The sequence below is a fragment of the Streptomyces sp. NPDC086023 genome (assembly GCF_044540325.1).
Lineage (GTDB): Bacteria > Actinomycetota > Actinomycetes > Streptomycetales > Streptomycetaceae > Streptomyces.
The window spans coordinates 515,442-536,367 of record NZ_JBITRX010000003.1 but is presented as its reverse complement, the minus strand read 5'-3'; the positions used below and the strand labels follow the sequence as shown (position 1 = coordinate 536,367).

20 protein-coding genes are annotated in these 20,926 nt (G+C 75.4%); 3 read left to right on the top strand and 17 right to left on the bottom strand.

Features of this window, described 5'->3' with window-relative positions:
- Positions 1-167: 167 nt before the first annotated feature.
- Positions 168-1,751: a molybdopterin-dependent oxidoreductase gene (locus ACIF6F_RS09065; protein WP_399943503.1), complete on the top strand. Its 1,584-nt coding sequence runs from the start codon at positions 168-170 to the stop codon at positions 1,749-1,751.
- A gap of 44 nt (positions 1,752-1,795) precedes the next feature.
- A protein-coding gene (locus tag ACIF6F_RS09060; RefSeq protein ID WP_399943500.1) for an IS5 family transposase occupies positions 1,796-2,625 on the top strand; the annotation gives its coding sequence in 2 pieces (ribosomal slippage) (positions 1,796-2,135 and positions 2,135-2,625; 831 coding nt in all).
- 167 nt (positions 2,626-2,792) lie between these two features.
- Here ACIF6F_RS09060 and ACIF6F_RS09055 read toward each other — a convergent pair.
- From ACIF6F_RS09055 to ACIF6F_RS08975, 17 genes are all read right to left on the bottom strand, one after another.
- Positions 2,793-3,371 (bottom strand): TetR/AcrR family transcriptional regulator, encoded by a 579-nt coding sequence (locus ACIF6F_RS09055; RefSeq protein ID WP_399943343.1) that lies wholly within the window; start codon positions 3,369-3,371, stop codon positions 2,793-2,795.
- A gap of 75 nt (positions 3,372-3,446) precedes the next feature.
- Complete coding sequence (locus ACIF6F_RS09050; RefSeq protein ID WP_399943340.1) at positions 3,447-4,337, bottom strand: SDR family NAD(P)-dependent oxidoreductase; 891 nt, start codon at positions 4,335-4,337, stop codon at positions 3,447-3,449.
- Positions 4,338-4,474: 137 nt separating this feature from the next.
- On the bottom strand, positions 4,475-5,035 hold the full coding sequence (locus ACIF6F_RS09045) for an AAA family ATPase (RefSeq protein ID WP_399943337.1): 561 nt from the start codon (positions 5,033-5,035) through the stop codon (positions 4,475-4,477).
- Positions 5,032-6,387, bottom strand: a complete 1,356-nt coding sequence (locus ACIF6F_RS09040) for a diaminopimelate decarboxylase family protein (RefSeq protein ID WP_399943334.1) — start codon at positions 6,385-6,387, stop codon at positions 5,032-5,034. The genes ACIF6F_RS09045 and ACIF6F_RS09040 overlap by 4 nt, the downstream gene beginning before the upstream one ends.
- 59 nt (positions 6,388-6,446) lie before the next feature.
- Positions 6,447-7,304 carry a class I SAM-dependent methyltransferase gene (locus ACIF6F_RS09035; RefSeq protein ID WP_399943332.1) on the bottom strand — a complete coding sequence of 286 codons (858 nt, stop codon included), beginning with the start codon at positions 7,302-7,304 and terminating at the stop codon, positions 6,447-6,449.
- Between the two features lie 63 nt (positions 7,305-7,367).
- Positions 7,368-8,180: a class I SAM-dependent methyltransferase gene (locus tag ACIF6F_RS09030; protein WP_399943329.1), complete on the bottom strand. Its 813-nt coding sequence runs from the start codon at positions 8,178-8,180 to the stop codon at positions 7,368-7,370.
- A gap of 25 nt (positions 8,181-8,205) precedes the next feature.
- Complete coding sequence (locus ACIF6F_RS09025) at positions 8,206-10,977, bottom strand: amino acid--tRNA ligase-related protein (RefSeq protein ID WP_399943326.1); 2,772 nt, start codon at positions 10,975-10,977, stop codon at positions 8,206-8,208.
- Positions 10,970-11,503 carry a dCTP deaminase gene (gene dcd / locus ACIF6F_RS09020; RefSeq protein ID WP_030198075.1) on the bottom strand — a complete coding sequence of 178 codons (534 nt, stop codon included), beginning with the start codon at positions 11,501-11,503 and terminating at the stop codon, positions 10,970-10,972. Before dcd ends, ACIF6F_RS09025 begins: the two co-directional genes overlap by 8 nt.
- On the bottom strand, positions 11,500-11,997 hold the full coding sequence (locus ACIF6F_RS09015; RefSeq protein WP_399943324.1) for a dCTP deaminase domain-containing protein: 498 nt from the start codon (positions 11,995-11,997) through the stop codon (positions 11,500-11,502). Before ACIF6F_RS09015 ends, dcd begins: the two co-directional genes overlap by 4 nt.
- On the bottom strand, positions 11,994-13,211 hold the full coding sequence (locus ACIF6F_RS09010; protein ID WP_399943322.1) for a cytochrome P450: 1,218 nt from the start codon (positions 13,209-13,211) through the stop codon (positions 11,994-11,996). Before ACIF6F_RS09010 ends, ACIF6F_RS09015 begins: the two co-directional genes overlap by 4 nt.
- 14 nt (positions 13,212-13,225) lie before the next feature.
- A complete protein-coding gene (locus ACIF6F_RS09005; protein ID WP_399943320.1) occupies positions 13,226-14,197 on the bottom strand; it encodes a hypothetical protein in 972 nt (323 codons plus the stop codon).
- Positions 14,198-14,235: 38 nt separating this feature from the next.
- Positions 14,236-15,090 carry an ABC transporter permease gene (locus tag ACIF6F_RS09000; protein WP_399943317.1) on the bottom strand — a complete coding sequence of 285 codons (855 nt, stop codon included), beginning with the start codon at positions 15,088-15,090 and terminating at the stop codon, positions 14,236-14,238.
- A gap of 14 nt (positions 15,091-15,104) precedes the next feature.
- On the bottom strand, positions 15,105-15,878 hold the full coding sequence (locus ACIF6F_RS08995) for an ABC transporter permease (RefSeq protein WP_399943314.1): 774 nt from the start codon (positions 15,876-15,878) through the stop codon (positions 15,105-15,107).
- A complete protein-coding gene (locus tag ACIF6F_RS08990) occupies positions 15,875-16,840 on the bottom strand; it encodes an ABC transporter ATP-binding protein (RefSeq protein ID WP_399943312.1) in 966 nt (321 codons plus the stop codon). Before ACIF6F_RS08990 ends, ACIF6F_RS08995 begins: the two co-directional genes overlap by 4 nt.
- Positions 16,837-17,958, bottom strand: coding sequence for a hypothetical protein (locus tag ACIF6F_RS08985; RefSeq protein ID WP_399943310.1), 1,122 nt, complete (start codon positions 17,956-17,958; stop codon positions 16,837-16,839). The genes ACIF6F_RS08990 and ACIF6F_RS08985 overlap by 4 nt, the downstream gene beginning before the upstream one ends.
- A complete protein-coding gene (locus ACIF6F_RS08980; protein ID WP_399943307.1) occupies positions 17,955-19,025 on the bottom strand; it encodes a hypothetical protein in 1,071 nt (356 codons plus the stop codon). Before ACIF6F_RS08980 ends, ACIF6F_RS08985 begins: the two co-directional genes overlap by 4 nt.
- Positions 19,022-20,221, bottom strand: a complete 1,200-nt coding sequence (locus ACIF6F_RS08975) for a M16 family metallopeptidase (protein WP_399943304.1) — start codon at positions 20,219-20,221, stop codon at positions 19,022-19,024. The genes ACIF6F_RS08980 and ACIF6F_RS08975 overlap by 4 nt, the downstream gene beginning before the upstream one ends.
- Positions 20,222-20,578: 357 nt before the next feature.
- On the opposite strand from ACIF6F_RS08975, the gene ACIF6F_RS08970 reads away from it, so the two are divergent.
- On the top strand, positions 20,579-20,803 hold the full coding sequence (locus ACIF6F_RS08970; protein ID WP_399943301.1) for a hypothetical protein: 225 nt from the start codon (positions 20,579-20,581) through the stop codon (positions 20,801-20,803).
- Positions 20,804-20,926: the final 123 nt, after the last annotated feature.

Genomic DNA, 20,926 nt, shown 5'->3' with positions numbered 1-20,926 from the left:
GCGCTACCACTTGTCGAGGCAGTTCCAGTGGCCCGTTCACGTGGCTCCGCATCGCGGACCGGCGGCGGCCGGTCCTGCTGCGTGCGGCCTCCTCCCGAACTGGCGCCGACAGAGGAGCTGTTCACCCATTCGCGGGTCCGACCAATCCGCCGGGCCGGGGCTGCCGAATCCGCGACGTGAGCAGCTTCCGCACCCCCCTCCGCCGGAACGCGCCGGGCGCCCTGGCCGGACTTCTGGCCGCTTTCACTTCCCTTGCCGTGGCAGAGCTGGCCGCCGGCCTCGTACGCCCTGCCGCCGGGCCGGTGACGGTCGTGGGCGGGGCCGTGATCGACCGTACGCCGGCCGCGGTGAAGGACTTCGCGATCCGCACCTTCGGAGAAGACGACAAGACCGTGCTGCAAATCGGGATCCTCGCGATCCTCGTGGTGATCGCCACCGCTCTGGGTGTCGTCAGCCTGCGCCACCGTCGAGCCGGTGCTGCGGGAGTGCTGCTCTTCGGGATCGTCGGGGCCGTCGCCGCCTGGAGCCGTCCCGACTCCACAGGGCTGGGCGACGCCGTCCCCTCGCTCGCCGGAGCGGTCGCCGGCGCGCTCACCCTGCACGTGCTGGCCGCCAAAGCTGCGCCCCCGGCCACTCTGGCTCCCGAGGCGGCACAGGCCGGGTGGAGCAGGCGCGGCTTCCTGGCGACGGCGGGCGTGACCGCGCTCGCGGCCGCCGCTGCGGCCGCACTGGGTCGCCACCTGTCCGGCAGGCAGGGGCGGGGCGCGGTTGCCTCCCGTGAGGCGCTGGTCCTGCCGCGCCCGGCTTCCCCGGCTCCCGCCGTTCCGGCCGGTGTGCAGCTGAAGGTGCCCGGCATCAGCTCCTTCACCACGCCGAACGGCGACTTCTACCGCGTCGACACCGCCCTCGTCGTTCCCAGGATCGATGCGGGGACCTGGCGTCTGCGCGTTCACGGCAAAGGCGTCAGCCGTCCCCGCACCTACACCCTCGACGAACTGCTCGCCCGTCCGCTCATCGAACGCGACATCACCTTGACCTGCGTGTCCAACGAGGTCGGCGGCCCCTACCTGGGCACGGCACGCTGGCTCGGCGTGCCGCTGGCCGGCCTCCTGCGCGAGGCCGGGGTCAAGCCCCCCTCCCGGGGCGGGACCGCCGACCAGCTGGTGGCCCGCTCCGTCGACGGCATGACCCTCGGCTCCCCCGTCGAGGACCTCATGGACGGCCGCGACGCGATGCTCGCCGTCGGCATGAACGGCGAGCCCCTCCCCTTCGAGCACGGTTTCCCGGTGCGCATGCTCGTCCCCGGCCTGTACGGCTACGTGTCGGCCTGCAAGTGGATCACCGGCATCGAACTCACCACCTTCGACGCCTACGACCCCTACTGGGTCAAGCGCAAGTGGGCGCGTCGGGCGCCGGTCAAGACCCAGGCGCGCATTGACACCCCGCGCCCGTTCGCCCGCCCCGCCGCCGGCACCGTCACGATCGCCGGCATCGCCTGGGCCCAGCGCCGGGGCATCACGCGGGTCGAGGTCCGCATCGACGACGGCCCCTGGCAGGACGCCGACCTCGCCCCGCAGGACAGCGTCGACACCTGGCGCCAGTGGTCCCACCCCTGGCGGGCCACCCCCGGCGGCCACACCATCACCGTCCGCGCCACCGACGGCACCGGCGAGGTCCAGACCGAGCAGCGCTCCCGCACCATCCCCGACGGAGCGAGCGGCCGGCACAGCGTGTTCGTCACCGTCCCCTAGGCGGTGTCTTCAAATGATCACCGCTGGTGGGTCATGGTGTCGTGATACGTCGCCATGAACTGTCCGATGCTGAGTGGGAGTTCGTCCGGCCGCTGCTGCCCGAGTCATTGCGGGGACGCAAGCGGCTGGACGACCGCAGGGTCCTGAACGGAATCGTGTGGAAGTTCCGGACCGGGTCGGCCTGGCGGGACGTACCCGAGCGCTACGGTCCGTGGGCCACCCTCCACACGCGTTTTCGCAGGTGGGCGGCGGACGGAACATTCGACCGGATGCTGCGGACCGCCCAGGCGAAGGCGGACGCGGCGGGCGACATCGACTGGCTGGTATCGGTCGACTCCACCGTCGTCCGGGCCCACCAGCACGCGGCCGGGGCTCGAAAAGGGGGCTCCGCGACCCGGCCCTCGGCCGGTCCAGAGGCGGTCTGACCAGCAAGATCCACCTGGCCTGTGACGGCCGGGGCCGTCCACTCGCGTTCGTCGTCACGGGCGGCAACACCAACGACTGCACCCGGTTCACCACCGTGATGGAGGCGATCCGGGTGCCCCGGATCGGACCCGGGCGGCCCCGGGTCCGGCCCGATCACGTGCTGGGCGACAAGGGCTACAGCTCGAAGGCGATCCGCGCCTGGCTCCGCCGCAAGGGCATCACCCACACGATCCCCGAACGGCTTGACCAGGTCCGCAACCGGGCCCGACGCGGCAGCCGAGGCGGCCGACCGCCGGCCTTCGACCGCGAGGCCTACAAGCACCGCAACGTCGTGGAACGCTGCTTCAACCGCCTGAAGCAATGGCGCGGCATCGCCACCCGCTACGACAAGACCGCCCAGTCCTACGAAGCCGCCGTCACCCTCGCATCACTCCTGATGTGGGCGTGACATTTGACGACAGAACCTAGGCCCCCGGCCCCCGCGGGCCGGCCCGGTCGGCCGCCACGTCGACCGACTCCCCGCTCCGCGTGCGTAGCTGCCGCTCCTGACCGGTGGCCCTGCCCTCCGGGGGCACGGCCGCCGTGGGAGTGTGCTGTGACAGGCGGCTGAGAATGTCACGCCGTCGCCGGGTTGGCGCGCATGCCGCCAAGCAGTGTCGTCAGGTAGCGGCGGGCGGTGTCGATCCGGTCGGCGGACGTGCCGCCGCGGACGTCGACCGCGTGGGCGATCCCGCACATGAGCGGAAGGAGATCGCCCGGTGCGACCTGGGGGCGGACCGCTCCGGCCTGGCGGGCCCGGTTCCAGAGCGTGTCGCCGGCCGACCGGAGCGATTCCTTGAGTTCCGAGGTCCGCGGGAGTGCGTCGGTGTCGGTGGCGGTCACCGGCGCGAGCGAGGCGTCGGTGACCTGTGCTTCGGCGACACGCAGCAGGAAGCCTTCGAACGCACGCCACGGGTCGGTGTCGGCCAGCGCCTGTTCACCGTGTGCGGCGAGGGATTCCAGGCAGGGGGTGGCGACGGTCTCCAGCAGCGCCTCGGGAGAGGCGAAATGCCGGTATACGGTGCCCACTCCCAGGCCGGCGCGGCGTGCGACGTCGTTGAGCTGCAGTGGGACCCCCTGGTCGACCAGGGCGCGGGCGATGGCGACGATCCGGTCCCAGTTGCGGGCCGCGTCCTTGCGCAGGGGTGTCGTCATGAGGGGCATATTAATCGGATGGCCCATCCCCATCGGCGGGCCATCCGCGCCCGGACCGCCCGGACCGCCAGAGGGTCAGGCGGTGGTGAGAGGTGCGTGGCGTTCGCTGAGCCGGCGGACGGCTTCGGCGACGCGGGGATCGGCCGCCGCGCGGAACGGCGTGACGGGGTGCGCCTGGGAACCGATGACGACGCCGGTGCGGCCCGCGAGGGTGGCGTCGGTGGCAGCGGTGATCGAGGGCCGGGCGGCCACGGACGCCGGGCCTGAGGTGGAGCGGGCGAACGTGCGGCGCACCAGCGGCCACAGCAGGCGCAGGGCGGGTGAGACGATCTTGGGGTCGGTCAGGGTGCCGTCGGTCATGTCGGTCGCGGCTCCTCCGGGGTCGGCCGCGAAGACCGAGATGCCGGTCCCGTCGAGTCGCTTGGCCAGGTCCAGGGTGTAGGCGAGGTTGGCCAGCTTGGCGCGCCCGTACCAGTGGAAGCCGTAGTAGCCGCCGGGCGGCTCCACGGCGTCGAACACCCGCTTGGCGACGGTGACCGCGCCCGAGGTGACGTTCACGATCCTGCTCGGCGCCGCGGCCGTCAGCGTGGGCAGCAGGAGTTCCGTCAGCAGGTACGGCGAGAGGTGGTTGACGACGAACGACGCCTCGACCCCCTCCACGGCCTGACGGGCCGGGAACATGGCCCCGACATTGTTGACCAGCACCGTCAGCGGTTCGCCTGCGGCGGCGCAGTCGGAGGCGATGCGGTCGGCGAGCGCGCGTACCTCCTCCAGCGAGGCGAGGTCGGCCGGCAGGAACCGGGCCTGTCGGGCCGGGCTCGCCGCGTTGATGCGCTCGACCGCGAGGGCGCCCCGCTGTGCGTTGCGTCCGACCACGGTGACCGAGAAACCGGCAGCGGCCAGCCCCAGCGCCGTCTCCAGACCGATGCCGGCCGTCCCGGCCGTCACGACTGCTGTCTTCCCCATGCGCTCCTCCACCCGAGCAGACATCCGGATAGTTCATCCGCTTGGTGAGACGGTAACACAATCGGATACCTAATCCGTTTGAGGGGGCCCGGTCGGGAAGGTCGTCCGTGACCCGGCGCCCGGCCGACGTCGCGTGGTCACAGGTGGGCCGCCAGCTCGCGGGCCACGTCCTCGGGGGGTCTGTCGGCGGTCCACACGTGGGTCCCGAACTCCGGGCCGGTCAGCGTCTCCAGGCAGCGCGTCAGCTGGCGGCCCTCCCAGCTCAGCTCGCCCCATTCGTCCGGTGGTTCCCGCCGTTCGGCCATGCGCCGCCGCAGGCGCTCCCGGATGGTCTCCGGGTCGGCGAGCAGGGTGAAGTGGCGCACGTCCAGACCGTCGCGGCGCAGGCCGCCGACGAGCTGCTCGAACACCGGCAGCCGGGAGACCGTCATCGGGACGACCACGGTCCGGCCGTAGGTGCGGGCGCACCGCTCGACCAGCAGGCGGGTGAGGGGGGCCCAGAGCGGCTCCAGTTCGAACTCCTCCTCCCTGAGCCCGGGCGGCAGCCGGCGCCAGAGCATGTGCCCGACGTCCTCCGGGTCCACCACGAGGGCGCCGGGCAGCAGGGTCGCCAGGTGGCGCGTGACGGTGGTCTTGCCGCAGCCGAACGGCCCGTTGACCCAGACCACCGGGGCGCTCCCGGCCCCGGCGGGGCTCACGGACGGATCTCGTAGCCGTAGAGGGCCCGGTACATCGCGCTCTGCGCCTCGTCGTCGAAGAGCGTGCGCACCGGTTCGTCCCCGTCGCTGAAGAGGTAGCGGGGCAGCCGGAAGGCCCACAGCTGGGTGAACACCGTGGAGTACGCGCCGCAGTTGAGGAGGAGCAGTGTGCGGTTGTCCGGCGTGTCGGGCAGTGTCGCGCTCCGGCAGACCAGCGCCGGGGCGCAGGTGGAGTCGCCGACGTCGAACCCGGCCCAGGGTGCGTCCGGGGCGGGCAGCACGGTCGGCAGGGGGTGGTAGGTGACCTCGGCCATGTCGATCAGCACGTTCGAGCCGATCTCGGTGATCAGGTACCGGTGGTCGCCGTTGTGCTTCTCGGCGGTCACCCGGGTCAGGCCCACGGCCGCGTCGGCGGTGAGGAAGCGGCCCGGTTCGATGTGCAGGACGAACGGGTAGCCGATGCGGTCCAGTTCCTCCTTCGCGACGGCGGCGAAGTCCTCGGGGCCCAGGCCCGAGCGGTGCAGGAGGAAGCGGGTCTCCAGGCCGCCGCCGATGTCGACGACCTCGAAGCGCAGGCCCAGTTCGCGCTCGACGGCCCGGGCGACGTCCGCGACTCCGGCGAGGACGGCCCGGTACTTGGCGGGCTGGGAGCAGTGCGTGACCTGGTGGGCGTGCAGGGCCACGACGTCGACCTCGGGGGTGTCGAGGGCGGCGCGCGCCAGCCGCAGGAACTCCCCGCCCTCCCAGTCGACGCCGAGCTTGGAGGAGGGGGTGATGTAGATGCCCTCGTGGTCGACGGGGGGTGTCACCCGCAGTCCGACGCGGGCCCGGGCGCCGTGGCGGCGGCACGCGGCGGCGAGGGTGGCCAGGTCCTCCAGGCAGTCGAGGACGGTGAGTCCGACGCCCGCGGCCACGGTGGCGTCGGCGTACCGGGGGCTGCGGCCGACGCCGTTGCTGACGATGTCGGCGGGCGCGAAGCCGGTCTGGAGGGCGATCTGGAGCTCCAGCGCGCTCATCACCTCCGCGCCGGCGCCGGCCTCGCTCAGGACCGTGAGGCACTCCTTGACGTAGCAGGCCTTGACCGCGGCGAAGGTGCGGTGTCGGGGGAACCGCGCGCGGTAGGCCCCGTCGACGGCCTGGTAGTTGGCGCGGACGCGGTCGCCGAGGTACCAGATCAGCGGCGCGCCGGCGCGGGTGAGCAGGTCGTGTGCGTCGTGGCCGTGCACGCGGAGCCGGCCGTGGTCGTCGTAGCGGAGGTAGTCGAGGAGGTCGTGCACGGCCGGCACCTCGTGCCGTTCGAGGCCGATGAGGTCACGGGCGCGCACGCGGGAGGCGTCGTGGGCGATGGCCATGGTGGGGTGGTCCGTTCCTGTGGGGTCCGCTGGTCGGCCGAAGCCGGTCCGGCGGGGCGTCAGAAGAGCTCGACGAAGCGGGCGGGGTAGGTGGTGCGGTCGTAGCGCAGCACGAGCACGGAGTAGCGCAGGTGGCGGCGCAGCCGGTTGGAGGCCCGGCGGACGTCGGTGAGGCGCTCGGTCATCGCCGCGCGGACCGCCGGGTCGGTGACGCCGGACTGGGCGCACGCCCGGTCGACGGTGGAGGCGCAGTAGTGGGCGATGTCGTCCTCGGTCTCCAGGACGGGGACGTGGCGGGTCTCGTGGAGCACGTCGAAGCCGCGGTAGAGGGACATCGCCTCGTGGTAGCCCTCCATCGGGCTGGTGATGCCGAAGACGTCGCGGCGCAGGTCCTCCGCCTCGGCCGGCAGCGGCTCGTCGGCCCAGAACGGGGAGGCCAGCAGCAGACCGCCGTCGGTGAGGAAGCCGCCGAGCCGGCGGGCCATGGCGGCGGGCTCGGGGAAGAACCCGAGGGCGGCGCCGACGACCACGTGCGTGAAGCGGCCGCGGGGTTCGGCGGTGGCGCCGTCGGCGGTGAAGTACTCCAGGCGCAGGCCGGGGTCGACGTCCTGGTGGTTGTAGCGGGCGATGCGCACCGAGTCGTCGCTGAGGTCGAAGCCGGTGGCGGAGCAGCCGGTGAGCCGGGCGAGTTCACGGGAGGAAAACCCGGTGGTGCAGGCCACCTCCAGGACCGAGGAGGAGGCGTCCACCCGGCCGAAGGTGGCCCAGGCGTTGAGGGTGGCGTAGGAACCCGGCGGCACGTTGGTCTGGTTGACCATGGCGACGAAGTCGGTGTAGCTCGCGTCCCGCACGTCGGCGGGGGTGCGCGGGACCCTGGCCAGGGGCCAGGTGGGGAGGGCGCGGAGGGGGGTGGTCACGTGGTGGTCCTTTCGTACGTCCTGCAGGGAGGCGGGGCGGATCGGCGCCGGGGCCGCTCCGGTTCAGTCCTTGGTGGCGGTGACGGTGAAGCTGAGCGGGAAGGGGTCGCCGGGGATCCGGTAGAAGCCCGGCCGGTCGGCCGGTACCAGCCAGGGCAGCGGCTGCCAGGGCAGGACCGGGTGCTCGTCCATGCCGGTGATGCGCAGCCCTGCGCCGGCCAGGGCGGAGACCACCTCGGAGAGGGGGTGGTTCCACCGGTACTGGGGCAGGCCCAGCGTCGCGGAGGTGTCCACGTACGTGCCGGCCTCCTCGTCGACGACGGGTGCGCCGTGCCGGAAGTACGGGTTGCGCGGCCGGTAGCCGTCCTTGCCGGGCTCGTCGTCCCAGATGAACAGGTGGGGGTGGCCCTCGGCGAGGAAGAACACTCCGCCCGGGCGCAGGTGGCGGGCGATGGTGCGGGCCCAGGCGGTCAGGTCCGGCAGCCACATCAGGACGCCCCAGGAGGTGAAGCAGACGTCGAAGGTGCGGCCGAGGTCGAGGGCGCCGACCTCGGCCTGCTCGAACCGGGCGGGCAGGCCGGTCTCGGCAGCCAGGGCGCGGGCCCGTTCGACGGCGGCGGCCGAGAAGTCGACGCCGACGGCCTCGGCGCCCAGCCGGGCCCAGGACAGCGTGCCCAGGCCGAAGTGGCACTGCAGGTGCAGCAGGCTGCGGCCGGCGGGGTCGCCGACGCCGGCGCGCTCGATGTGGTCCAGGGCCAGGCCGCCGGCGCGGAAGCCGGCCAGGTCGTACCAGTCGCTGTCGGCATGCAGCGGCACGCGGGCGTCCCACAGGGCTTCGTTGGCGGCCAGCCAGGGGGTGGGGGCGGTGGTGGTCATGGCTGGGGGTGCTCCTGGGTGGGTGTCATGGCCGGGCTCCTGTCCGGTGGTGGTCGTACGGGGCGGCGCGCAGGCTCGCCAGGCGGGTGAGGCCGAGTCCGACGCCGACGCACGGCGGGACGCCGGCCGCGAAGGTCTCCAGGACCTCGGAGTAGTCGCGGTGGACGGGGTGGGGGTCGTCGGCGAACTGGGCGGCGAGCCGGCGGGCGAGCCGGTCCGGATCGCGTTCGTTGGCGCTGATCTCGGCGAGTTCGACGCCGTCGACCGAGAGCCAGACCCGGCGTGCGGCCCGCCCCTCCCCCGCGATGAACGGCGAGGCGGGACCGGGGATGCCGTGCACGAGCGCGACACCGGTCAGCCGGTGGCGGTAGGTGCCCCGCCACAGCCGGAGGGCCAGGGCGTGCGGGTCGGCGAACCGCCGCGGGTCGGGGCCGCCGGCCCGGGACGCGAGCCGGTGCAGGGCGGCGGTGTCGTCCGGGTGCGCCCCGGACGTCTCGGCGAAGGCCTCGTCGAACGTGGTCCAGCGGGGCCGGCGCGGGTCGCCGAGGACGTCCGCGACCAGGTCGGCGACCAGCTCGGCCATCGCGTCCAGGCGCAGGTCCGCGGCGTACGCCTCCAGCATCGTGAACTCCTTGGCGGCGGCGCCGCGCAGCGGTTCGTTGCGGAAGCTGGGCCCGATCTCGTAGACGCGGGTGCGGCCCTCGGCGAGGCGGCGCAGGAGGTCGAGCTCGGTGGTGACCCGCAGGTAGAGCGGCCGGTCCCGGTCGGCCTGGCGGGTGGCGAACGGGCGGGCCCGGCCGCCGAAGTAGCCCTCGGTGAGGAGGGGCGAGGCCGTCTCGGCGAACCCGAGGCGGGTCAGCCGGGGCCGCAGCAGGGCCGCCACGGGCAGCTCGCCGACCGGGTCGGGGCCGGTGGGGCGCAGCGGACGGGCCGAGCGGGTGGGGCGGTGCCGCAGGACCTCGTCGACGGACAGGACGGCCGCGCCGGTCCGGGAGCGGCCGCCGCGGCCGCGTACGGCCAGCAGGTCGCCGGGGCGGATGCGGGCCGGTCCACCGGCCGGGAGGGACAGCTGGACGGTCCGGCCGGCCCAGGTCAGGTCGGCGAAGGTCGTCCCGCGGTGGCGGCGCACGGCCGTGACCCGGCCGCCGAGGCGGCGCTCCTCGCCGGGCGCGGGCGGCTCCCGGTGCCAGTCGGCCAGGGGCAGCGGTTCCTCGTCGTCGTCCGGGGCGCCGGCGCCGGGTGCCCGGGCGGGGGCCGGGGCAGCCTCGGGGAGGCGTACGAGCGGGTCGTCGGCGCCGGTGAGGCCCAGCAGCAGGTCAGACGCGCCGGCCGCCCGGGAGTCGGTGAGCCAGGCCAGGCGGCGCAGGAGGGGGCGGCGGGCTGCCGCGTCGGCGGTGGGCAGCCGGTGAAGCAGGTGGCGGGCGGCCACGGCGGCCAGGGTCGGAACCCGGCAGCCGACCCGGCCGCCGAGGACCCGGACGGCCGCGGCCAGCGCTGCGGGGTCCGCGGGCCCGTCCGGCCAGGGCGCGCCGGGACAGGCCGCGGCGAGCGCCAGCCGGAACACGTCCTCCTCCGGTGCGCCGTGGGCCGAGGCGGGACGCAGGGCTGCCGGCAGGGCGGTCCCGGGGAGGGCGGTGTGCAGCGGCACGCGGCGGTGCGGGCCGTCGAGGGCCAGTCCGGCGAGGCCGGCCAGCAGCCCGCGCGCGGTCTCCCGGTCGACGGGCGGCGCGGTGCCGCCCAGGGCCGCGGTCGCGGTGGCGAGCAGGTCGGCGCCGAGGTCCCCGGCACCCGCGGGGGGTTCGGCGTGCGCAGCGGCGGCGTCGGCGGGTCCGGTGCCCACGGCCGGGTCAGGGAGGCCCCGCGTACGGGCGGCCGGACGCTCGTACGCGCCGGGGCCGGGAAGGTCCCGGGTCCGGGCCTGCGGTCCGGCGTGCGTGGCGGCGGCGGCCGCGGCGAGGTCCGTGAGGTGGGCGTGGGTGGCGGGGCATGGGGCCGCCGCGTCCGTGCGTTCCGCGGCCACGGGCGCCCGGGCGGCGGAGGGGGCCGTGCCGCCCGCCGCGTCGGAAGCGGGCGGTGCCGACCGCTCCCACCAGCGCACGGGGGCGTCGGCGGAACCGTGCGGCCACACGAACTTCAGCGCCTCCACGTCCTGCGCGGCGAGTTCGGCGTCGTAGGGGCGGCCGCCGGCGGCGTACCGGTCGCGGATGTCCTCGCGGACGCTCTCCGCGATGGCGGTGCCGCGGGGGCTGGCGTGCCGGTCGAAGGCCTCCACCGGTTGGAGCAGTACGAAGGTGGACGCGGAGCCGAAGGTGTGGCGGGGTGACTCGGGCCCGTACGAGGCGGCGAAGACCAGCGCGAACCAGCGGGTCCCGAAGGCCCGGAACCACCAGTGCTCCGCCTCCGCGCCCTCCAGCCCGGCCAGGCCGGAGTCGCCGTCGGCGGTGAGCACGCCCGCCAGCACGGCGCGGGTGGTGGCGGCGACGGCGGCGGGGGTGGCCCCGTGCGCGGGGTCGGTCAGTTCGACGACGAACCCGTCGAGGCGGTCGGCGGCCGCGCGGTCGGTGAAGGCCCGCAGGGCGGGTCCGGCGGCCAGGCCGGCGGCGTACGCGTCCGGTCCGTCGTGGGCGGGCATGCCGACGAGCCGGGAACGGCGGGCGAAGGTGCACTCGGCGCGGTCCTGCACGGTGCGGAACGCGTCGGCCGAGTCGGTCGGTGCCGGGGCGTGCGGGCAGGAGGGCGCGGGGGCGGCGTCACGTCCCGCGACCGCCGGCGGCGCGGCGGTGGTCGGCTCAGGCACGGCCCGCCACCTGGTGGTCGAGGTACGTGCGGGACGGCTGGGGGCCGTCGGCCAGCTGGTACTTGCCGTCGTAGAGGCGGATGGCGCCCACCGGCTGCCAGAAGGTGACCTGGGCGATCAGCATGCCCGGCCGGATGCGCACCGGCAGGGTCGCGTACAGCTGGAGCGTGGAGTGGCCGACGAAGCCGATGTCGATGAGGTCCGCGGTGACGTGCACGAACAGGCCCATGCGCGCGGTGCCGGACTTGGCGTGGATCAGCGGGACGTAGTGGTCGCTGCCGATGGTCTCGGCGGTCTCGGCGAGCACGAACTCGCCCGGCGCGAGTTCGAGGCCCTCTTCGGGTATCTCGCGCACCTCGTGGGCGGCGGGCCGGCGCGGGTCGAGCACGTCGTCGGTGTAGACGAGCACCCGCCGGCCGAGCGCCAGGTCGTAGGAGTTGGTGGTGCAGCGGGCCGGGTCGAACGGGGAGATGACGATGCGTCCCCGGTCGACCTGCCGCGCCACCTCGTCGCCGGTGAGGATCACAGCCGGTCTCCGATCGCGGACTCGTGGGGTTCGTTGAAGCGGGCGTAGAGGGCGGGGGTGGGCCGCACCCGGCCCTGGTTCTGCCAGAAGGACACCTGGCCGACGGTCATGCCGGGGTAGATCCGCAGCGGGCGGGTGGCGACCATCTCCAGCGTCCAGCGGTGGCAGGAGGTGGTGTGCCCGAGATCGGCGGAGACCTGCAGGAACAGCCCGAGGCGGCCCATCGAGCTGCGTCCGATCAGCGACATGGCGTACGTGTCGCTGCCGATGACCTCCTCGGTGTGGCCGAGGTACATGCGGCCGGGGGCCAGCACGTAGCCCTCCTCGGGGAGTTCGAAGGCGAGCCAGCTGCGGGTGGTCCGGTCGAAGCTCTTGACGGTGCTGCCGAGGCGGTAGTTGTAGCTGTTGGGGTTGACCGCGTCGGCGCGGAAGGGCGTGATGACGATGCGGCCGGCCGCGTGCTCCTCCTCGATGCGGGGTCCGGTGAGGATCATGCGGCGCTCCGGTGGCCCGTGCTCAGCGGCAGGCTGCGGGCGGACCGCAGGACGCGGGAGGGCTTCCACCGCACCCGGTCGGGGTGGACGGCGAGGGCGGCGGGGTGGGCGGCGTACTGCTCCAGCACGATCCGGCCCTGCAGGCGGGCCAGGGCGGCGCCGAAGCAGGCGTGCGGGCCGTGGCCGAAGGCCAGGTGCGGCTGCGCGGCGCGCGCGGGGTCGAAGCGCTCGGGTCGGTCGAAGGCGCGCGGGTCCCGGTTGGCCGAGGCCAGCAGGAGCACCACGCGGCGGCCGCGCTCGACGGGCACTCCGGCGACCTCGGTGTCGGCCAGGGCCGTCCGGGCGGTGATCTTCGACGGTCCGTCGGTCCGCAGCACCTCCTCGACGAAGCCCGCGGCGGCGCGGGGGTCGCAGGCCGCGGCCGCCGCCGGCGCGGGGTGGGCGGTGGCGGCGAGGAGCAGCGCGGTGATCAGGTTGGTGGTGGTCTCGTGTCCGCCCAGGAGCAGGGAGACGCAGTTGGAGACGATCTCGTCGGTGGTCAGGCGGGAGCCCTCCTCCTCGGCCCGGACCAGGCCGGAGACGACGTCGTCGGCGGGGCGGGCGCGGCGTTCGGCGACCACGGCGGTGAAGTAGTCCCACAGCGCGTGCCAGGCGCCGGCGATGCGGGCGACGTCCTCGGGACCGGGGTCGGGTTCGACGATCCGGATCAGGTCGTCGGACAGGCTCTTCAGGAGGTCCTGGTCGGCGGCCGGCAGACCGAGCAGGGCGCAGATGGTGAGGACGGGCAGCGGGAAGGCCAGCCCGGTGACCGCGTCGCCGCCGCCCTCGGCGGCGAGCCGGTCGAGCAGCCCGCGGGCGGTGGCGGCGGTGCGGTCCTCCAGGGCCGCGACGCGGCGCGGGGTGAAGGCCTTGGAAAGCAGGGAGCGCAGCCGGCGGTGGTCGGCCCCGTCGGCGTACAGCGCCCATGAGGCAACGGGGGCCAGGGCGGGGCGCAGTGCGGCGGGCAGGTCGTCGAGGAAGTGGCCGGCGGAGGGCGCGCAGCCGAAGGCGGGGTCGCGAAGGACGTGCCGCACCTCGGCGTACCGGGGCAGGACGAGGCGGCCGCTGCCGAGGTCGGGGCAGTCGATCGCGGAGCCGCCGCGGGCGAGGGCGTCCAGGTGGGGTGCCGGGTCGTCGGCGTCGAGCGCGTCGAGCACCAGTTGCTGGCGGGTCATGGCGGTCGGCCTCCTCATGCCGGACGGGGAGTCTGGTGGGTCTGGTGGGTCTGGATGGTCTGGGGGTTCCGCTGGGGCTGTTCGGACGACGGGGACGGCCGGGACCGGCCGGTGGGCAGGCCGTGGCCGGCGGCCGGCCGCGTGGCGCGGGCCCGGGCGAACAGTCCGGCGGCGGTGATGCGGTCGGCCAGGTGCGTGCTCTCCTCGGCGGGGCCCCCGTACAGGCGGCTCTCGCCGCGCACGTCCATCTCGATGTAGGCGGTGATGATCTGGTCGAGGGTCAGGTGCGGCAGCAGCTCTGCGATGACGGACATGCCGTAGTCGATGGAGTGGGAGTCCCCGGGCAGCAGGTACGTGGCGTACTCGCCCGGCGGGGTGTCCAGCCGGAAGGACTGCCAGCCGTCGCGGCGCTGCCGGCGCCAGACGTCGAGGGCGGCGGCGCGGATCTCGCCGGAGGGCAGGGCGGCCAGCCGGCCGAAGGCGCCGGGGGCCGTGCCCGGGTCGTGGTGGCGGACGTGCGGCAGGCCGTGGGGCACGCTGCGCAGGAACTTGGAGACGCAGGGGGCGATCTCCTCGGGCTCGGTCGGGGTGTGCAGCCGGTTGGCGAAGACGGTGTCCCCGAACTCGCGCCGCACCTCGGTGCGGATGGCCGTGCAGCGGGCCACCACGTCCGCCGCGCCGCCACCTCCCGCGCCGCCGGCGGAGTCGGCCGCCGCGACGACGGTGACCTCGCTGGTGCCGCCGGTCATGTAGTGCAGGGTCAGCTGGTGGGCCACCGGGTAGGCCCCGACGGCGAGTTTGGGCCATACGTCCTCGACGTCGGCGGCGTCGAGGACGACCGGGTAGCGGGTCACCACGCGCAGCCGGTGGCGCTGGATGAGCCGGTCCAGGTGGGCGCGCAGGCCGGGCAGGAGGCAGCCGTCCGGCTTGAGCAGCAGGACGCTGTACGGGCCGTCGGCGCGGTCGGCGGTGCGGTCGTGGGTCATGGGGTGGTCCCTCGTTCGGTGGAGCGGGAGCCGTGGCGTCAGACGGCGGAGCCGAAGGCGTGGGTGGCCCGGGCACGGGCGGTGAGCACCCGGAAGGCGGTGAGCGCGGCGGCGAGCCAGCCTGCGCCGGTGAGCAGCGCCCACAGCGCGGGCGCGGCCACGGCCGCGGCGGGGTCACCGTCCGCGAGGGCGCGGATCGCGGCCAGGCCGTGGGTGGGGGGCAGGGCGGCGGCCGCCGCCCCGACCCAGCCCGGCCAGAAGTCCACGGGCACCTCGGCCCCGCACACGGCCATCAGCAGCAGGAAGGAGGCGTTGAACACGATGTTCCGTGCCTCCGGTGCGACGAGGACGAAGGCGCCCACGAACAGCCCGAGGCAGTACGTCGTGGCGGCGGTCAGCACCACCAGCCCCAGCAGGGCCGGCACCCGGCCGGCCGGCCAGTGCACGCCGAAGGCGGGGCCGACGGCGAGCAGCGAGACGGCGGCCGTGGCCGAGCCGCTGACCGGCCACTGGAGGCTGCGGCCTACCATCACCCAGCCCATCTCGCCGGGTGCGGCCGCGAGCAGGGGCAGGGTGCCGTGGCCGCGTTCCCAGCCGGTGGACACGACCACGGTCATGGCCTCGATGACACAGGCCATGACGGCGTTGCCGATCACCAGGTAGCGGGTGTGGGCCGGGGAGCCGAGCAGGTGGCCCACCAGGCCGAAGAAGCAGACCTGGCTGAGCATCCGGGTGAGCCAGCCGAAGGTCCAGCTGGTCCAGGTGTAGGAAGCGCGGAAGTCCGCGTAGGCGTTGGCCGCGCTGTGGCCGACGATGCGGGCGGTCCGCGCCAGGGCTGCGGCCGGGGCCGTGGTCGGGGCCATGGTCGGGGCCGTGGTCGCCTGGGGTTGCATGGTGGTCTGCCTCCTCAACTCTGGGCGAGGGTGCCGGTGGTCCGCACCCGGCGGAGCATCCGGCCGATCAGGTACGTGCCGGTCAGCCCGCCGGCGAGGCCCAGGACCGCGACGGCGGCGAGGGCGGCGAGCGGCTCGACCGGGTCGGCCGGGTCGAGCGCGGCGCGCAGCAGCCGGGCGCTCCAGGACAGGAACACCACGTCCGACAGCGGGCGCAGCCACTCCGGCAGGAACGACACCGGCACCAGGACGCCGCCGAGCAGGTAGAACGGGAAGCTGAGGGCGTTCTGCAGCACGCGCGCCGAAGGGGCCAGCACGAACAGGGCGGACACGCAGCTCGCGGTGCCGGCCATGGCCGCGGCGGAGACGAGCACCCCGACCGCGAACAGGGCCGGGTGCTCGATGCGTACGGTCAGGCCGAAGACCCCGTACGCGACCAGCCAGGCCTCGGCGAACGACAGGGCGCTGAGCAGGGTCACGGCGGCGATGCGGACGTTGACCACCAGCGGGTAGCGGGCGGGCGAGGCCGCCATCGCCTCCAGGGTGCCCTGGTCGCGCTCCTGGCTGACGAGTTCGCCGGCGCACTGGAGGGCCAGTGACCACAGCGCCATCAGGGCCGGCGCGAGGACGGCGTACCCGGCGAGGTCCGAGCGGCCGGCCTGGACCTGGATGGCGAGGAAGACCAGGGTGTACAGGGGTGTGGTGACGAAGACGTGCGCGATGTCGGGCGTGCGCAGGGTCATCAGCAGCTGGAGGCGGAAGACGGTCCACAGGGACAGCGGGCTCATCGCGTCACCCGCATGCCCCGGCCGCCGCCGATCAGCCGGAGGTACACCTCGGCCAGCCCGGGGCGCACGGTGCCCAGTTCGGTGACCCCGGCCCGGACCAGGACCTCCAGGACCGCGCTGACGGCGGCGCTGCCCAGGACGTCCACGCGCAGCGCGCCGTCCTCCGCGAGATCGAGGTCGACCACGTCGGGCAGGAGGCGGATCGCGTCGAGGGCCTCGCCCGGCACGTCGCGGGCCTCGATGCGCTCGTGGGCGTTGAGCCGCGCGGCGAGTGCGCCGGGCCGGTCGGTGGCGATGACCTCGCCGTGGTCCATGAGGGTGACCCGGTCGCAGACGGCCTCGGCCTCGGCCATGTCGTGGGTGGTGATGAGGATGCTGCGGCGTTCGGCGCGCAGTTCCCCGACCAGGGTGCGGAAGTCCAGGGCCGCGGCGGGGTCCATGCCGGTGGTGGGCTCGTCGAGGAGCAGCACCCGCGGGTCGCCGATCAGGCCCCGGGCCAGGTGCAGCCGCTGCTTCATGCCGCGGGAGAAGCCGTCGACGCGCTCGTCGGCGCGGTCGGCGAGCCCGACGCGGTCGAGGAGTTCGGCGATGCGGTGCCGCAGTGCCGAGCCGTACAGCCCGTAGAGGGCGCCCCACAGCTGGAGGTTCTGGCGGGCGCCGAGCCGCCCGTACAGACCCCGGTCGCCGCCGAAGACGATGCCGACCAGGGGCTTGACGGCGCGCGTCTCCGCGGCCACGTCGTGGCCGAGGACGCGGGCGGTGCCGCCCGTGGGGGTGAGGACGGTGCTGAGGATCTTGCACAGGGTCGTCTTGCCGGCGCCGTTGGGGCCGAGCAGGCCGCGCACCTCGCCCTCCTCCACGGTGAGGTCGACCCCGCGCAGGGCGGTGACCTCCTCGCGCGGACCGCCGCGCCGGGGGCGGTACGAACGGGTCAGGCCGCGGACGTCGATCGCGGCGCTCACGCGTCGGTCCCCGGGGTGAGGCGGGCGAGGGCGGCCGCGTGCAGGGCGGGGTCGACGAGTTCGCCGGCGACGAGGAGGAAGGAGCCGACGGGGGTGTGGGCGAGGACGGCGTCCGCGGTCCCGTCGGGGGCCGTGTCGGAGGGCGCCGCGTCCAGGACCAGCCGGTCGGCGGGGGCGCGGTCGGCCCCGGTGTCCAGGAGCATGCCCCAGACCGGGAACCCGGCGTCGAGGCGGGACCGGACGCCGCCCGGCTCCGGGCGGGCCGGGACGGCCTCGCGGCGGGCCCGCTCCAGCAGGGCCAGCGGGCCGAGCAGGCCCGCCAGGGCGTCCAGCGCGGGGTGCGGGGCGTGCGCGGCCACCAGCGCGAACAGCTCCTGGGCCTCGGGAGCGAGGCGGAACGCGGCCAGGGCGTCGGCCACGGCCTCGGTGTCGTCGAGCTCGCCGGCGTCGAGAAGGGTGAGGACGTCCACGGCGTCCTTCGCGTGGAACTCCCGCTGGATCCGCTCCTCCACGACGGACAGCAGGTCGGCGAGGGGCTGCGGGCCGGGCAGGAGGGCGCGCAGCGGGAGGGCGCCCAGGTCGCCGTAGAACGCGGCGGTGCTGAGCTCGACGCGCAGTTCCTGCTCCAGCAGGGGGTCGGGCGACGGCCAGGCGAGGGTGAGCAGGACGTGGAGGCGGCCCGTCCCGTCGGTGACGAGGGTCAGTTCGTGCGGGGTGGCCCCGTGCCCGGCGGTCAGGGTCCGGGCGGCGGCCCACAGGTCCTCCTGCGCGGGCAGGACCACGTCGAGGTCGCCGACCGGGCGCACCACGCCGGCCGGGTAACGCGCCGCGAGCGACGGGCCCTTGACGACCCGGCCGCGCGGGGCGGCCTCTGCCGCCGCCGCGCGGAAGCGTGCGTAGCGGGCCGACCGGGCGCGGGCGCGGGAGAGCTCGTCCGTGCTGCCGGTGCCCAGGGGGGTGCCCTCGCGGGCGGCGACGGAGATGACCAGTTGGGGCAGGGTCGCCGCGACCTCGCGGGCCGTGGCGACCAGTTCGCGTCCGTCCTCGTGGTCCGGGACTCCGAGGAGCGCGTGGAGGAGGGCCAGGTCCAGGCGGTCGCCGGGGCTCGTGGTGGTCATCGCGGGGTTCCGTTGCTGGTCGGGGGCGGGGTGGGGAGGGAGGGGCGGGCGGCCGTGGCGGTGTGGTGGGCCGCCGTGACCGCCGGGGTGGTCCGGTGGTCCACCGCGGCGGGGCGGTGGTCCGCCGGGGCCGTCCAGTAGGCGTGGTCGGTGTGCCAGCCGCGGGCGAGGAGGGAGGTCAGGGCGCGGGAGGCGGTCTCCTCTGCGCGGTGCACGACGTGCCCGAGCAGCGGCAGGCGGAGTCCGGCCGCCCGGTCGGCCGCGGCGGCCACCAGGGCGTCGCGGCAGTCCGCCGCGCCGGGCGTCGCCGGTTCGACCAGCACGTCCCACAGTTCCGCGCGGGCGCGGCCGGTGACGGCGTCGCGGGCGCCGCCGAGCAGGACGGCGTGCCCCACGGGCCGGTCGTCGAGCAGCGCGACGAGCACGGCGAGGCCCGGTTCGCCGAGGACCGCGTCGACGGCGTCCGACACCGCCCCGTCGGGTGCGGGCAGCCCCTGTTCGGAGGCGCCCTGGCGGACGGCACGGGCCATCCAGTCCCGGACGGCGGGCAGGAGCGCGTCGTCGGCCAGGACGATGCGCAGGCCGGCGGGGCGGGGCGCATCCGGCAAAGGGCCGGTGCGGCGGATGTACGTCACCGACCGCCGCCAGGGGGGCGGCAGCACGGTGTCGGCGGGGGTGCGGACCTGCACGCGGGAGACCGCGGAGCCGGATTCCGCGGTGGAGGCGTCCGGCGCGACCGGTGGGACGGGCGCCCCGGGACCGGTGGTCGCCGGCCGCGGAACCGGGGTGCTCGGCGCGGCCGGTCCGACGGGTGCCTCCAGGTCCGCGAGGACGGATTCCAGCGTGCCGTCGGTGAAGGCACCGGGGTCGGCGTACTCGACCAGTACGCCGCGGGCCCCGGTCAGGGGGTCGGTACTGGCCCCCGCCACGATCCGGTGGCCGGCGCGGCGGAGGAGGAGGCCGGCGGCCTCCGCCTCGGCCAGGTAGGCGGCGGACGGGGCGTCGGGGGACGGTGCAGGGCGGTCCGGGGAGCAGGGGCCCGGGGAGGCGGCACGGTCGCGGGTCATCGGGTTCCCTCCGGTCGTACGGTCACCAGCAGGCGCTCCGCCACGTGCGCCGCGGCGGTGCGGATCTGCCCGGCCGTCACGGACCGCAGCGCCGCGGTCTCGGCGTCCAGGGACCACGGCCGGGTGCCCGCGGCGGTGCGGTCCGCCGTCAGGCGGGCGTGCTCCAGCGGCTCCTCGGTGTCGAGCAGCAGGCTCACCTCCGCCTGGCGGCGCGCGGCCGCGAGGTCCTCCGGAGCGGGGCCGTCGGCTGCCAGGCCGGCCAGCAGGCCCCGTACGGTGCCGACGACTTCGTCCGCCTGCTGCGGGGTGGTGCCCACGAGCACGCGCCATGCCCCGGCCTCGCGGTAGCCGCGGTCCCAGGCCTGGAAGGAGTACGACAGCTGGCGCTCGCCGCGCAGGGCCCGGTAGAGCAGGGACGAGGGGCTGGAGCCGAGCAGCTGTGCCAGGACGGTGTAGACGGGCCGCAGGGCCGAACCCGCCTCTGGCGAGCGGGCGCCCAGGCACACCCAGCAGTAGTCCGCGTCCAGTGGCCAGGCGGCGACCGCGCCGGGCCCGGGCTCCGGCGCGGGCAGGGCCGGGGCCTTCGGTGCGGGTCGGGTGCCGCGCGGCAGGCCGGCCAGCACCCGGGGCAGGCGCGGGCCGACGACGACCAGGGTGCTGGGTGCGCTCACGAGGGCGGTGTGGGCGGCCCGTACGTCGGCCAGGGTGACCGCGCGCAGTTGCCCGGGGTCGCCGCCGACGGGCCGGCCGAGGGGGTGGCCGGGGAACAGGGCGCCGAGGACGGCGTCCTGGACGACGTCGGCCGGGTCGGCCGCGGCCGCGGCGAGCTCCTGGAAGACCACCTCGCGCTCGTCGTCGAGCGCGGCGGCGGTGAAGTCCGGTGCGGTGAAGGCGCGCAGCAGCAGGCCCGCGACCTCGTCGGCGTCGTCGGCGTGGACCTGGGCGTAGTAGAGCGTCTGCTCCAGGCCCGTCTCGGCGTTGGTGCGCCCCCCGAGCCGCTCGACGCGCTCGCTGAACGAGGCTCCGCCCGCCATGGGCACGGACATCACGAGGTGTTCGAGCAGGTGGGCCGCGCCGCCCCGGTCGGCCGGGTCGTCGCGCGAGCCGGAGGCGACGGCCAGGCAGAGGCTGGTGGTACGGAGCCGCTCGTCGATCGCGGGGATCAGGGACATCGGCGCTGTGGTGCCGGGGGGCATGGGCCACCTTCCTTGGAGGGGGCGGGGCGGCCGCCGCAGCCGGGTGGCTGCGGCGGCCGCTCCGGTCAGCCGGGCGTCAGCCCTTCTTGACGACCTTGTCGAGGCGCGGACGGAGACCGACGGCGTGGTTGCGGTTCATGTGAATTCCCCTTTCGGGAGGGTGTGTTGTGTCGTCCGGGGCGATCGCTCCGGACACCGAGAACGCTAGGCGGAGCGCAATGGACGGCCGATGGACGGCGGTTCGACGTGCACGGACCGCGGCCGTGGAGCGGTCGTCGATCGTTTGTAGAGCGGGGCCGACCGAGCGCCTGGCAGAGTTCCCCGCGTATCCCCCGCACCTGGGACGGAAGGTCCTCCATGAACCACCGATTCACGTCCATCCGCCGCTCGAAGACCGTGCCGGCGGCGGTTTCCCTCTGCGCCGCGGCGGCCCTCGCCACCGGAGTGGGGCTCTGGACGGCCCAGGCGTCGGGGCAGTCCCCGGCCCGGCCGGACACCGCGTCCGTCACGGTCGCCGGGAGCATCGTCCCGTCGTGGAACAACACCGGGGCCTCGATCCACCCGCCGGAGGCGCAGTCCTGACCGGATCCGGTTCGGGCACGCGACGGCGAAGGGCGGGGGGGCCCCCCCCCGGGGGGGGGGGGGCCCCCCCCCCCCCCGGGGGGCCCCCCGGCCCCCCCCCCCCGGCGGGCGGGCCGCCCCGGC